Genomic DNA, 13,445 nt, shown 5'->3' on the forward strand with positions numbered 1-13,445 from the left:
CCGAAGCCGCGATTGCGCGTGACGCTACAACTGCGATTCGATCGGCAGCCAGCCCACGACCCGCGCGGTCACGCGTTGCCAGCGCGTGGTATCGGGCTCGCGTTCGAGCAGCGCGGGAGGTCGCGCGGCGCGGTCGAGCCAGCGCAGTTCGCCGTCGCTGCGGCGCTGGACCCAGTAGCTCAGTGCCGGACCGGCGAGCCGCAGGTATTCGTCGCGCAGCGCGCGGGCGATGGCCGGATCGTCGAACAGCACGCCCATCTCGGTGTTGAGGTCCGCCGAACGCGGATCGAGGTTGAACGAGCCCACGAAGCCGCGCGCATCGTCCACCACGAACGCCTTGGTATGCAGGCTGGCGCCGCTGCTGCCGAAGATGCCCGCTGTTTCGGGGCGGCCCTGCGCGCGGATCTCGTACAACTGCACGCCGGCCTGCAACAGCCGCTCGCGGTAGCCGGCATAGCCGCTGTGCACGGCCGGCACGTCGTTGGCGGCCAGCGAATTCGTGATCACGCCGACGAAGGTGCCTTTTCCGGTCAGTTCCTCCAGCCCCTGCGTCCCGTAGTCGCCCGGGACGAAATAGGGCGAGATCAACAGGGCCTTGTGCCGGGCCGTGCGCAGCTGCGCGGACAGGCGTTCGATCATCCAGCCGGTGCGGTCGTCATGCTTCCACTTCAGCGGTGGATCGGCGACCACGCGGACGCCGGTACTCCAGTGCGGCTGCAGTCTGCCGGCGAAGTAGGCGCGCACCTGCGGCGAGGCCTCCACGCGCTGCAGGTAGCGCTGCGCCTCGGGGCCGGTCGCTTCCTTGTCCACCGCCTCCATCAGCACCCGCAACTGGTTGGGGCCCTTGCGGCTGAGCGCGGCGATGGGCACGGCGGCGGCGCTGTTCCAGTACGCGTCGAAGACCGCGCTCGCCTGCGCCACCGCTGGCCCGAACAACACCAGGTCGAGGTCGCGGAAATTGGTTTCCCTGCCCGCGCCGAAGTACTCCTGCCCGACATTGCGCCCGCCGACCACGGCCATGCGCCCATCGGCGATCCAGGCCTTGTTGTGCATGCGGTGGTTGACGCTGACCACGCGCTGCACCAGTTCGTACATGCGCATCACCCCACCGCGGTTGCGGAAGGGGTTGTACAGGCGGATCTCGATGTTCGGGTGCGCATCCAGCGCCAGCAGACCGGGGTCCATGCCCTCGGCGTTCATGTCGTCCAGCAGCATGCGCACGCGGACGCCGCGCTCGGCCGCCAGCCAAGCCTCGCGGCCCAGCAGCCGTCCGGTCAGGTCGTCGTGCCAGATGTAGTACTGCAGGTCCAGACTGCGTCCGGCGCGGCGCGCCGAGATCGCCCGCGCTGCGAATGCATCCAGTCCATCGGGAACCAGGATCGCGCCGGTCCTGCCGGGTTGCGTCGCCAGCAACGGCGCCAGTTCGCGGTCCAGGTCGCTCTGGCCCGGTTGCACGGGCAGGGCATGGCTCGGGATGCCGGTGGCGGGCGGTGTCAGGTGGTCCGCCAGCAGCCAGCCGCTGAGCGTCAGCAGCACCACTGTCACCAATCCCCACGCCAGCAGACGCGCCAATCGCCGCATGCCTTCACCCCCGGATTCCCCGCTGCCCAGTATCAGGGAGAAGTCGCTTCCGGGCGACGCGGTACAATTCCCTTTCGCCTGTTTCCGTATTGAGCGCGTCGCATGAGCACCCCCGCCAGCAATCTTCCCGAGTCCCAGACCCCCGCGCTTGACGAGAATCGCAGCCCGCTGCGGTTCGTCACCGCCGCCAGCCTGTTCGATGGCCATGACGCCGCCATCAACATCATGCGCAGGCTGATCCAGGGGCAGGGCGCGGAAGTGATCCACCTCGGCCACAACCGCTCGGTCGAGGACGTGGTCCGCGCCGCGCTGCAGGAAGACGCCGACGCCATCGCGCTCTCGTCCTACCAGGGCGGCCACGTCGAGTACTTCAAGTACATGGTCGACATGCTCAAGGAACGCAACGCCGCGCACATCCGCGTGTTCGGCGGCGGCGGCGGCACCATCACCCCGGAGGAGATCCGCGAGTTGCAGGCCTACGGCGTCGAGCGCATCTACCATCCCAACGACGGCATGCACATGGGCCTGGTCTCGATGATCGAGGACGTGGTGCGCCGTGCCGAAGCGGCGCGCCTGCCGGTCGACACGCCGCACAAGGTGGCCTTCGACAACGAGATCGAGATCGGCCGCATGCTCTCGGCCATCGAGGAATCCGCGCTGGACGAAGCCGAGCTCGCCCACCTGCGCAAGGAGTGGCAGCTCGCCGGCGGCAAGACCCCGGTCGTGGGCATCACCGGCACCGGCGGCGCCGGCAAGTCGTCGGTGACCGACGAGCTGCTCAACCGCTTCCTCAGCAACTTCCCCGACATGCACATCGCGGTGATCTCGGTCGACCCGACCCGGCGCCGCACCGGCGGCGCGCTGCTGGGCGACCGCATCCGCATGAACTCGCTGCGCTCCAAGCGGGTGTTCATGCGCTCGATGGCCACGCGCCGCCAGCACATGGCCACCAATGTGGTGCTGAAGGACTGCATCGCGTTCCTCAAGTCGCTGGGCTACGACCTGGTCATCGTCGAGACCGCCGGCATCGGCCAGTCGGACTCGGAGATCGTCGACCTGGTCGACTTCCCGATGTACGTGATGACTTCCGACTTCGGCGCACCCAGCCAGCTCGAGAAGATCGACATGCTCGATTACGCCGAGCTGGTCGTGCTCAACAAGTTCGACAAGCGCGGCGCCGAGGACGCGCTGCGCGACGTGCGCAAGCAGTGGAAGCGCAACCGCGTGGCGTTCACCACCAAGGACGAGGACGTCCCGGTCTACCCGACCATTGCCAGCCAGTTCAACGACCCCGGCATCAGTTGGATGTTCGCCAACCTGTGCCGCCTGCTCCGCACCAAGCTGGCGCTGCCGGACGAGAAGTGGACCCCGGCGATCGACACCAGCCTGAAGGAACCGCGCGCCACCGTGCTGATTCCCGGCGCCCGCGTGCGTTACCTCGCGGAGATCGCCGAACAGGGCCGCGGCATCAACGCCAGGATCGAGAGCCAGTCCGACGTCGCCGACCGCGCCCAGTCGCTATGGCAGGCGCTGAAGGAACTCGGTGACGCGAAGCTGCCCAAGGCGCTGGACCTCTACGACAGTGCCGACGTCACACCCGGCGCCGGCGCCGCGGTCGCAACCGTCGCCTCCGACCTGCCTGACAGCCCGTCGCCCGCCGTGCCGGTGCACGCCGAAGCCGCCGTCGACCGTTCACTGCTGACCCTGCGCCAGCGCTACAACGACGCGGTGCAGTCGCTGACCTCTGAAGCGCTGAAGCTGCTGCGCGAGTGGCCGGCCCGGCTCAAGTCGATCACCGACGAGGTGAACGAATACCAGGTCCGCGACAAGACCATCCGCGTGGAGAACTACCGCGAGTCGCTGTCGCACCAGAAGATCCCGAAGATCGCCGCGCCGACCTACAAGTCGTGGGGCGAGCTGCTGACCTTCCTGCAGAAGGAGAACCTGCCGGGCTACTACCCGTACACCGGCGGCGTGTATCCGTACCGCCGCACCGGCGAGGACCCGATCCGCATGTTCGCGGGCGAGGGCACCCCCGAGCGCACCAACCGCCGCTTCCATTACCTGTCCGTCGGCCAGCCGGCCGCGCGCCTGTCCACCGCTTTCGACAGCGTCACCTTGTACGGCGAAGACCCCGCCGTGCGCCCGGACATCTACGGCAAGATCGGCAACTCCGGCGTCAACATCGCCACCCTGGACGACATGAAGAAGCTGTACTCCGGCTTCGACCTGTGCGCGCCCAGCACCTCGGTGTCGATGACCATCAACGGGCCGGCGCCGATCATCCTGGCGATGTTCATGAACACCGCCATCGACCAGCAGGTCGAGAAGTACCTGCGCGAGGACAACGCGCGCTGGGACGCGGCGCACGACAAGATCGAGCAGATGTTCGAAGGCCGCCAGCGCCCGCAGTACAGCGGCATGCTGCCCGAGACCAACGACGGCCTCGGCCTGGGCCTGCTGGGCGTCACCGGAGACCAGGTCGTCGACGCCGAGACCTACGAGAAGATCAAGGCGCATACGCTGGCCACGGTGCGCGGCACCGTGCAGGCCGACATCCTCAAGGAAGACCAGGCCCAGAACACCTGCATCTTCAGCACCGAGTTCGCCCTGCGCATGATGGGCGACATCCAGCAGTACTTCGTCGACAGGAACGTCCGCAATTTCTACTCGGTGTCGATCTCGGGCTACCACATCGCCGAAGCCGGCGCGAACCCGATCAGCCAGCTCGCCTTCACCCTGAGCAACGGCTTCACCATCGTCGAGTACTACCTCGCGCGCGGGATGAAGATCGACGACTTCGCGCCCAACCTGTCGTTCTTCTTCAGCAACGGCATGGACCCCGAGTACACCGTCATCGGCCGCGTCGCCCGCCGCATCTGGGCCCGCGCCATGCGCGAGCGCTACGGCGCATCCGCGCGCAGCCAGATGATGAAGTACCACATCCAGACGTCGGGCCGCTCCCTGCACGCGCAGGAGATCCAGTTCAACGACATCCGCACCACGCTGCAGGCCCTGTACGCGCTGTTCGACAACTGCAACAGCCTGCACACCAACGCCTACGACGAGGCGATCACCACGCCGACCGAGGAGAGCGTGCGCCGCGCCGTGGCGATCCAGATGATCATCAACAAGGAACTGGGCCTCAACTTCAACGAGAACCCCTGGCAGGGCAGCTTCATCGTCGACAAGCTCACCGACATCGTCGAGGAAGCGGTCTACAAGGAGTTCGAGGCCATCAGCGAGCGCGGCGGCGTGCTCGGCGCCATGGACACCATGTACCAGCGCGGCAAGATCCAGGAAGAGAGCCTGTACTACGAGCACAAGAAGCACGACGGTTCGCTGCCCCTGATCGGCGTCAACACCTTCCTGCCCAAGGACCACGGCGGCGACATCGTCACCGAGATCGAACTGATCCGGTCGACCGAAGGCGAGAAGGGCCAGCAGATCGACAACGTCGCCGGCTACCAGCGCAACCGCAACGGGTACGCGGGCGATGGGCTCAAGGGTCTACAGGCCACGGCGCGTGAGCGCCGCAACGTGTTTGCCAGCCTGATGGAGGCGGTGAAGACGCATTCGCTCGGGCAGATCAGCCACGCGTTGTACGACGTGGGTGGCGAGTACCGGCGGAACATGTAACAAGGCGCTCTGGCGCATCAAGCCCTGAAAGCGCCCGCCGCAAGGTGGGCGCTTCTTTTTTTGGGCCTTGGCCGGCTTTTTTCGTTCGGCGTGGAGCGGCAGGCAGGTCGCGGCGCGACGTCCGCCGTACCGCACCGATGCGGGGCTACTTCACGCGCGGCGCGCGCAGCGTCACAAGTGGCGGTCTTCCGCGTCAGGGTCCATATGCCGCGATCGGGCACTTCGAAGCGCCCCGCGTGGGCCTCCAGCAGCGCAGGGTTCACGTAGGAGGCCTTCTTCGTCGCGGCGGTCCTCGATCCACTTCGCCAGCGCTCGGAAACCGACTGCAGCCCGACACGATGGCCGCGTCATACTTCGCCATAGCGCGCACGGTGGGAAGTATCCCGCAGAGGCCCCGGAAATCCGCGGGCGGCGGATGGCTAGGTCGGCTCGATCTGCACGATGCGCCCGCTGCTCTCCACGACCGCACGGAAGCGCCGATCCTGGAAATAGAACGTTGCTCGATACAGGCCGGCGTCCGCGCCAATGCCGCGTTCGCAAAGCACCGACACCTTGCGGTCTTCCATCAGCTGGCGGAAAGCCTCGGTCTCGAGCCCTAGCTCTCGCGCCACCAGGGCGCCGTCGATGTCGACGCTGAAGGCCGTCTCCGAGCCCTCGTGAGTCAGCTGCAGCGGGATCGCCTTCACAACCCGAGCCCCGCGGCGTCCTCCGCACCGATGACTTCATAGTCGCTGACCGCGTTGCTGAGCCGGTCGCTCCAGCTGGCGTCCTTGGGCAGCTGCAGTGCAGACGCCTCGTCGATCTGCTCGTTCACGTCGCTCATGGTCCTGGGCTCCACCGGGGCGCCATGGTCCATCGCGTGAAGCCGGTCGGCCATGACCTGGGTCAGGCCCAGGAGGAGGTGCCAGCCGCGTGGCGAACAAAAAAGGCGGATTCATCCATCCCGCACTGACCCGGCCCAACCCACGCCCCCGGGCTTCCCCGCACCGGCGGCGCGTTTATGTGCCCCCCGCCTGAACCGCTCCGTTCAATCCAGCCCCCGCGCCGCCCGGTAATGCGAGAATGCCGCCCCGGTCCGCGCCCCTGCGCGCCTCGACCATTCTCCTGGATTCCATGAAGACCCCCACCGCGCTGCAGGCGCTGATCGACGACGGCGTCATCGACGAGGTGTTGCGGCCGCTCAAGAGCGGCAAGGAAGCGGCGGTGTACGTGGTGCGCAGCGGTGCGGACGTACGCTGCGCGAAGGTCTACAAGGACATGGCGCAGCGCAGCTTCCAGCAGCGCGTGCAGTACCAGGAAGGCCGCAAGGTGCGCGGCAGCCGCGAGGCGCGCGCCATCGGCAAGGCGACCAAATACGGTCGCAAGCAGCAGGAAACCGCCTGGAAGAACACCGAGGTCGACGCGCTGTACCAGCTGCGCGACGCCGGCGTGCGCGTGCCCGAACCGCATGGCTATCACCACGGCGTGCTGGTCATGGAACTGGTGACCGATGCCGATGGCTTCTCGGCGCCGCGGCTGGGTGAGGTCGAACTGACCGCGGAACAGGCGCGCGACTATCACCGCGTCCTGGTGCGCCAGGTCGTGCGGATGCTGTGCTGCGGACTGATCCACGGCGACCTGTCCGCATACAACGTGCTGGTCGGGCCGGACGGCCCGGTGGTGATCGATTTCCCGCAGGTGGTCAGCGCCGGCGGCAACAATGCGGCGCGCGCGATGTTGCTGCGCGACGTCAACAACCTCACCGCGAGCCTGGGCCGCTGGGCGCCGGAACTGCTCGACACGTGGTACGGCGAGGAGATGTGGGCGCTGTTCCAGGCCGGCGCGCTGCAGCCCGACACCGAGCTGACAGGGGAATTCGAACCCGATGAGGCTGCTGTCGACCTCGACAGTGTGCGCGACGCCATCAACGATGCACGCGAGGAAGCACTGATCCGGCAGCAGGGCCGCGAGGCGGCCGCGCAGGCCGAGGCATAGTTCGCTTCATGCGGAATTGCTCGCCTTGGCGAGCCCTTGCGGCTCCCCAGGCGGTGCCACCGTCCCTGGATCAGGCCCCGATCGAGACCGGCACATGGCAATAAGGCCGACTGCGCCGGACCGAGTCGGACCCGCCGTCCCGGGCAGCCAAGTTCGCGAAAAGGTGGCCGCACCAGCGTTGGGGCGCCGGTTGGTTCGCGCGATGGTCCGCCTACCCGGGCGGGCTTGCGACTGCGGTTTCCCCAAGCCAGCTCCACGCCAGCGCGCCGACGCACATCACGATCAGGCCAATGCTTGCCCAGCCCGCGATGGTCGAGGCGGTGCCCGAGCGTGCATCGCCCATTACCGCGGAATCGCGCGCCAGTAGCTGCAGCGCCACGACGTGCAGCGGCAGCATCACCGCATTCACCACCTGGCTGCTGTAGATGAGGGGGATGAGCGGCAACGCCGGCAACGACACGACGCTCGCCGCCGCCAGGGTCAGGACCACGAACGCGACATAGAAAAGGCGGAAATGCCGCGCATCCAGGTCCAACGAGGCCGGTGAGCCAGCGCCTTCGGCAATGGAGTATGCCGTCGCCAGCGGAACGATCGCCGCCGCAAGCAGCGAGGCGCCCAGCAATCCCGCGCCGAACAGCACCGTTGCAAAAGACCCCGCCAGCGGGCGCAGCGCGGCTGCTGCATCGCCCGCATCGACGATGTGCACGCCGGCGCGATGGAGGGTCGCGGCGCAGGCGACGGCAATGGCGAGCCCGATCACGCCGGTAAGCAGCGAACCGATGACCACGTCCACCCGCTCCCAGCGCAGGTTGGCGATGGTGATCTTCTTGTCGACGGCGTACGACTGGATGAAGGCCAGCCCCCACGGTGCCAGCGTGGTGCCCAGCGTCGCGGCGATGGCGATCCAGCCGACCGCGTCGCGGGGCAGGTGGGGCACGAATGCATAGCGCCACACCTGCGACCAGTCCGGCTGGGCGAGGAAGCCATCGACGATGTAGAGCGCCAGCGCCGCCGACACGACCAGCAGCACGCGCTCCACGCGATGGAACGATCCGAGCACGACCACGACCGAGATCAGCGTCGCCGCGATCGGAGTGCTGATCCATGACGGTATGCCCACGAGCGAGCAGGCCGCGGAAATGCCCGCGTACTCCGCGCAAATCGTGCCGAAATTGGCCAGCACCAGGGAGGCCACCGCAACGTAGCCCCAGCGGTTGCCCCATCGTGCCCGGATCGCGCCGACGAACCCCTTGCCGCTGGCCGCGCCGATCCGCATCGCCATCAGGTGGAACTGGACCAGCAGTATTGTCGAGGCAGGGATGATCCAGAGCAGCCGGTATCCGTGCTCGGTGCCCAGCACGGAATACGTGGTGATGCCGGCCGGATCGTCGTCCGACAGCCCGGCGAGCAAACCCGGTCCGAGCACGGCGAGAAACGCGGCGAAGGCGCCTGCGCCTGCGCTGCGTAGCTGCGCGAACCGCAGTGCGATGCCGCGCCGATGGTGCGCCACGCCATGCGGCGGTGCACCCGGGCGCGGATGGAACCCGTGTGGCCTGGCCTTGCGGTGCTTCGTGCGAGGACTCATTGGGCGCTGCCAGCTTTGGAACCGGGTTCGGCCATGGCGCGCAACTCAGCCCCTGATGCAGATCAACGAGCGCCGATGGCGGTGGTGGCCGTCGTCCTTCGCCGCACGTGGCGGGAACTGCTCCCGGCGCGAGGATCCCGGATCCAACCCCGTGCGGCGGGTCCGAAAAGTGCGCTCCAGGCCCGCCTCCAGTCGCGTCGACCCGCCGACGAACTACACCGGCGCAAACCCCTTCGTCGCCTTCTTGTCCCGCTTCTCGGCCTTCTTTTCCTTCATCGTCTTGGCCGGCTTCTTCTTCTGTTCCTTCTTCTGGTTCAGACCCTTGCTCATGTGCTTCTCTCCTCGCTCTCGGCGATGGACTGCGGTCGCAGTCCGGCCAGCGCAGTATGCGCCCGCCGGAGGCGCGAGGAAGCCTTCGCCCACGCGGTGGCCTAAGCTAGCCGCCTCCATGCAGTAGCCGGACCAGTCCGGGAATCCCCATGATCAACAACGACGTACTGCGTAGCATCCGCTACATGCTCGATCTCAGCGACATCAAGGTCGTCGAGATCACCAGGCTGGCCGACCCGGCATTCCCGCTCGAGAAAGCGGACGTGCAGGCATTCCTGCGCAAGGACGAGGACCCGGATTTCGTCGCGTGCAGCGACGGCGTGCTCGCCCATTTCCTCGACGGGCTGGTGATCCACTGCCGCGGCCGCAACGATAGCCTGCCGCCGCGGCCGGTGGAGAAGCGCATCACCAACAACGTGGTGCTGAAGAAGCTGCGGGTTGCATTCGAGCTCAAGGACGTCGACATGCACGAAGTGTTCGCCTCCGCCGGCTTCCCGGTCTCCAAGCCCGAGCTGAGCGCGCTGTTCCGCCAGCCGGGTCATGCCAACTACCGCCCGTGCGGGGACCAGCTGCTGCGCTATTTCCTCAAGGGGCTGACCCTGCGCGTACGCGGTACGTAGCGGTTTGGCCGGAGCGGCCCGGCCTGCGCCTTGCGACTGGAGTCGGCCGGAGGCGTCACTCCCGGAACCCACGGTTGCCGGCGTGTCCCCCGCGAACAAATGGGGCCCGGGGGTCGAACCATCGGGCCCCATCAGGAGAGACGGAACGGGCCGCCTTACTTCAGCTTGATCGCCACCAGCTTGCCGTCGCTCGTGGTCGCGCCGGTGGCGATGTACAGCGTCCGGTTTGCGGAGATCGCCATCATTCCCGTGGCTGCGTAACGCCAGACAGGCTTGTGCGTTGCCAGATCGACGGCATAGACGCCGGTATTGGTGCCGACGAACAGCAGGTTGCGGGTAACGATGATGTTGCGGTGGAACTCGGTGTCGCCCAGTTCCGGCGTGGGAGCCCAGCTCCACAGGATCTTGCCCGAGGTTTCATCGATGGCGTCCAGCGACATCGGGCGGTTGCGGCCAGCGTAGATGACGCCCTTGGCGACTGCCGGCTGCGTCAGGTACGCATTCTGGGTCGCCCACTCCCAAGCCTTGGTGCCGATGTTGAAGCTGGACAGCACGCGCTGGTCGTATTGCTCGGAGTTGGCGTTCGCCCGTCCGCTGAACGCCGAGCCTGCGAAGGCAATGACATTGTTGCGGCCACCGAGCATGGGCGCGCCGTGGTAGGAGTAGCCACTGGCCGTCGCGAACGGGTCGGGAATATTGGCGACCAGCTGGCCCGTCATACGGTTCCAAATCACGAGGGCGGCGCCGGTGTGGTAGTAGGCGTTGTTCGCGTCGACGGCGGGGGTCGACATGTCGTCGTCACCGCCATTGTTCCCCGACCACAACGAGGTTCCGTCCATCCGGTCGTAGGCATACACAGTGCCGCCGAAGTAGCCGTCGGCGACGTAGACCTGTCCGCCATAGGCGGTGGGTGCCAGGATGCTCGACCATTGGGCCGCGAACGGAGACTTGAACTTGAACGTTCCATCCGCGGCATCGAACGACCAGAGGAAGGTGTCCGAGTGGCCGGTAGTCGTGACGTAAACACGACCATCGTGGTAGGCGGGCGGGTTCAGGCCCGGGACGGTTCCGAACGAGACGTTCCAGCGCAGCTGGCCGTTGTTTTCGTCGAGCGAATACAGCTTGCCCTCACCGAAATAGACACTGGTGCTGACGTACACCGAGCCATTGCTGGTGGCCACTGCATTGATGCCGCCGACCGGTTCGCTGGCCGGAGGGCGTTGCCATTCCCAGACCTTGGCGAACTTGGAAGGATCGAGCGTGATCGGCACGTAGCCGTCATGGGAAGCGTTGCGCTGGTGCGTCTCCCACTCGTCGATCCGCATGAACTGCAGTTGGTAAGCCACCGAGGTCACGGTGTTGGCATAGGGCTGCGTGCACAGCGCGTCCTTGCAGGCGCGGACCGTGAGCAGGCCACTGCGCGGCGCGGAAAGTCCGCCTGCGAGGGGCAGGGAGAAGCTGAAGGTACTGCCGCCGGCCGCCTGCAGTTGCGGGGCTGGCGTGGTGAACGTGCCGGTGTTGTCGCTGACCTGCAGGTAGACCTTGTTCGTACCCAGGTGCGTGGCGCTCCAGGTACCCGCGACCGTCCCGATGAAGTTGTCGCCGAGGTCGACCGTTTCGGCGATGGCCGGTGACGTGATCGCGACCGCCAGGGAAGGTTCGAACACCTGCAACTGGTAATTGATCGACGCGGACGCGCCGGCGTACGGCTGCGCGCACTGCGAATCCTTGCACGCCCTGACCGTGACCGTGCCGGTATGCGGGCCGGGCGCGACATTGGCGACCAGCGGCAGGGAATAGTTGAAGGCGCCGCCGCTCGCGAGCTGCGCTGCGGGCATCGCGAACGTGCCGGCACTGTCGCTGACCTGCAGGTACACCTGACTCGTGCCGAGATTGGTCCCGGTCCAGGTGCCTCCGACGGCCGCCCGGAAATCGTCGCCCAGGATGGCCTCCGCCGAGATCGCCGGTGTCGTGATCGCCACCGAGACGCTGGCCGCAGGTTGCGGCTTCTTCTTCGACGAACCCCCGCCGCCCCCACAACCTGCCACCGCCACGACCACACACGCACAGACCAACACTCGCAATGCCTTCACCTTAGCCCCCTGGTAGCTTCCATGATTTGCGCGTTCTCCCTCCCGGAGAAGCGCGGGGATTCTATCCGGTCGTGCGGTCGCATGAGACCGGCTGAAGGCGTGGCGGTGACCAGATCGCGTCCTTCGCGAAGCGTCGGGCCTGGATTGATCACGCCGATCCGGCGGACCCTGCGCTCAGAAGCGCTCGCCCACCGGCAGGTACCGCCATGCGCCCACCGGCATCTTCGCCAGCGAGACCTTGCCGATGCGCAGGCGCCGCATCGCCACCACCTGCAGGCCCACCTGCGCGCACATGTCGCGGATCTGCCCGGGCTGCACGTCCTTGAGCGCGAAGCGCAGGCGGAACTCGTTCTGCCAGCTCACCTTGCACGGCGCCAACTCGCGGCCGCGATAGCGCAGGCCATGGTTGAGGCGGCGCAGGCCGTACGGCGCGATGTCGCCGCTCGTTTCGACGACGAATTCCTGCTCGATCTGCGCCGCGTCCTCGGTGAGCCGGCGCCACACGCGACCATCCTGGGTCAGCACCAGCAGGCCGCTGGCCTCGGGATCGAGCGGCATCAACGGCGTGAGCCGGATGAAGTGGCGCTGCAACACGCGCATGCCGGTGGGATCCTCGCTCCAGCGCGTGTCCGGCGTCACCAGCGCCGCGGCGGGATTGCGGCCGTCGATCGCATCGAAACCGACAGGCTTGTGCAACAACACCGTGGCGGGTTCCGGGGGCTCCAGCACCGCCGCCGGATCGAGCTCGACGCGTTCGTCCGTCACCAGGTGTTGCGGCGCTTCGACGATTGCGCCGTCGACGGACACCCAGCCGTTCTCGATGTAGCGCTCGGCATCGGCGCGCGAGCAGGCAGCCAGTTCGGCCACGCGTTTGGAAAGTCGGACGGGATCGGGCATGGGGCGTCTCGGTGGGGGGCGCTACTGTGGCACGGCGACGCCCGCCGGCCACCATCCGCGACGGGCGTCAGCCCGCTTTCGGTCGAACGTCGCGGCCGCGGGTACGGTCGCGCTCGATCGCGCGCGCCGCGGTGTGGGCGAGCACGGCGACGAGGTTGCACTCCTTCTCGGTCGGCGGGCGGCAGTCGGTGAAGTAGGTGCCGAAGGTGCCGAGCACCACGCCATCGGCGGCGACGATGGGCATCGACCACGCCGAGCGCAGTCCGAGCCCCAGCGGCAGGTGCGAGAGCCCGTCCCAGGCGGGATCGTTGGCGATGTCGGTCGTGACCACCGGCCGGTTGAGCGCGGCGGCCGCCGCACACGTGCCCACGTCCGGCGCGATGCCGATCCCGTCCACCGCGCGGTTATAGCGGTCGGGCAGGCCGGGCGCGGCGCCGGTGCGCAGGCATGCTTCGTCTTGGTCGACCAGCAGGATGGCCGCGCGCACCAGGCTCTTGGCTTCCGCTTCGACGATGTGGCACAGCAGGGTGAGGGTTTCGGCCAGCGGCGCGCCGCTATCGATCATGTCCAGGGCGAGGCGCTGGCGCGCGAGCAGGCTGCGCGGGATCTCGATCGTCTGGGCGTTCATGTCGGTCTCCTGCGCGTGCGTGTCAGGCCCGAGTGTAGACCGGGCTAGCGAGGGCAGCGTCGTTGCCGCCAATAACAGCCGTTTCACCGCGCGGGGCG

Annotated in this window: 10 protein-coding genes; 3 read left to right on the forward strand and 7 right to left on the reverse strand. The window is 67.4% G+C overall.

Annotated elements, in window-relative coordinates; genetic code table 11:
• Positions 1–24: 24 nt before the first annotated feature.
• A complete protein-coding gene (locus BP05_RS01855) occupies positions 25–1,581 on the reverse strand; it encodes a phospholipase D family protein (RefSeq protein WP_496359860.1) in 1,557 nt (518 codons plus the stop codon).
• 102 nt (positions 1,582–1,683) lie between these two features.
• On the opposite strand from BP05_RS01855, the gene BP05_RS01860 reads away from it, so the two are divergent.
• Positions 1,684–5,220 carry a methylmalonyl-CoA mutase family protein gene (locus tag BP05_RS01860; protein ID WP_496359862.1) on the forward strand — a complete coding sequence of 1,179 codons (3,537 nt, stop codon included), beginning with the start codon at positions 1,684–1,686 and terminating at the stop codon, positions 5,218–5,220.
• A gap of 419 nt (positions 5,221–5,639) precedes the next feature.
• Here BP05_RS01860 and BP05_RS01865 read toward each other — a convergent pair whose 3' ends face one another.
• Entirely contained in the window at positions 5,640–5,906 is a 267-nt protein-coding gene (locus BP05_RS01865; RefSeq protein WP_496359864.1) for a DUF6522 family protein, read from the reverse strand.
• Positions 5,903–6,043 (reverse strand): hypothetical protein, encoded by a 141-nt coding sequence (locus tag BP05_RS01870; RefSeq protein WP_496359866.1) that lies wholly within the window; start codon positions 6,041–6,043, stop codon positions 5,903–5,905. Before BP05_RS01870 ends, BP05_RS01865 begins: the two co-directional genes overlap by 4 nt.
• A 290-nt stretch (positions 6,044–6,333) precedes the next feature.
• On the opposite strand from BP05_RS01870, the gene BP05_RS01875 reads away from it, so the two are divergent.
• Positions 6,334–7,194: a PA4780 family RIO1-like protein kinase gene (locus tag BP05_RS01875; RefSeq protein WP_496359868.1), complete on the forward strand. Its 861-nt coding sequence runs from the start codon at positions 6,334–6,336 to the stop codon at positions 7,192–7,194.
• 211 nt (positions 7,195–7,405) lie between these two features.
• Here the strand turns inward: BP05_RS01875 and BP05_RS01880 are convergent, their stop codons facing one another.
• Positions 7,406–8,779 carry an NRAMP family divalent metal transporter gene (locus BP05_RS01880; protein ID WP_496359870.1) on the reverse strand — a complete coding sequence of 458 codons (1,374 nt, stop codon included), beginning with the start codon at positions 8,777–8,779 and terminating at the stop codon, positions 7,406–7,408.
• A gap of 479 nt (positions 8,780–9,258) precedes the next feature.
• Between BP05_RS01880 and BP05_RS01885 the strand changes: the two genes are divergently transcribed.
• Positions 9,259–9,729 carry a YehS family protein gene (locus BP05_RS01885; protein ID WP_496359872.1) on the forward strand — a complete coding sequence of 157 codons (471 nt, stop codon included), beginning with the start codon at positions 9,259–9,261 and terminating at the stop codon, positions 9,727–9,729.
• Positions 9,730–9,884: 155 nt separating this feature from the next.
• On the opposite strand, the gene BP05_RS01890 is transcribed toward BP05_RS01885, so the two are convergent.
• The 3 genes from BP05_RS01890 to BP05_RS01900 form a co-directional block, all read right to left on the reverse strand.
• Positions 9,885–11,822 carry an outer membrane protein assembly factor BamB family protein gene (locus BP05_RS01890; protein WP_496359874.1) on the reverse strand — a complete coding sequence of 646 codons (1,938 nt, stop codon included), beginning with the start codon at positions 11,820–11,822 and terminating at the stop codon, positions 9,885–9,887.
• Positions 11,823–11,996: 174 nt separating this feature from the next.
• Positions 11,997–12,719, reverse strand: a complete 723-nt coding sequence (locus BP05_RS01895; RefSeq protein WP_496359876.1) for an rRNA pseudouridine synthase — start codon at positions 12,717–12,719, stop codon at positions 11,997–11,999.
• A gap of 67 nt (positions 12,720–12,786) precedes the next feature.
• Complete coding sequence (locus BP05_RS01900) at positions 12,787–13,347, reverse strand: GAF domain-containing protein (RefSeq protein WP_496359878.1); 561 nt, start codon at positions 13,345–13,347, stop codon at positions 12,787–12,789.
• Positions 13,348–13,445 lie beyond the last annotated feature (98 nt).

This window comes from Lysobacter oryzae DSM 21044, from assembly GCF_059568595.1.

What these genes read in the sequence shown, in the direction of transcription:
- BP05_RS01875 (WP_496359868.1), top strand. Translation starts at nt 6,334, where the DNA reads ATGAAGACCCCCACCGCGCTGCAGGCGCTGATCGACGACGGCGTCATC.
- BP05_RS01895 (WP_496359876.1), bottom strand. Translation starts at nt 12,719, where the DNA reads ATGCCCGATCCCGTCCGACTTTCCAAACGCGTGGCCGAACTGGCTGCC.
- BP05_RS01880 (WP_496359870.1), bottom strand. Translation starts at nt 8,779, where the DNA reads ATGAGTCCTCGCACGAAGCACCGCAAGGCCAGGCCACACGGGTTCCAT.
- BP05_RS01870 (WP_496359866.1), bottom strand. Translation starts at nt 6,043, where the DNA reads ATGAGCGACGTGAACGAGCAGATCGACGAGGCGTCTGCACTGCAGCTG.
- BP05_RS01860 (WP_496359862.1), top strand. Translation starts at nt 1,684, where the DNA reads ATGAGCACCCCCGCCAGCAATCTTCCCGAGTCCCAGACCCCCGCGCTT.
- BP05_RS01900 (WP_496359878.1), bottom strand. Translation starts at nt 13,347, where the DNA reads ATGAACGCCCAGACGATCGAGATCCCGCGCAGCCTGCTCGCGCGCCAG.
- BP05_RS01855 (WP_496359860.1), bottom strand. Translation starts at nt 1,581, where the DNA reads ATGCGGCGATTGGCGCGTCTGCTGGCGTGGGGATTGGTGACAGTGGTG.
- BP05_RS01885 (WP_496359872.1), top strand. Translation starts at nt 9,259, where the DNA reads ATGATCAACAACGACGTACTGCGTAGCATCCGCTACATGCTCGATCTC.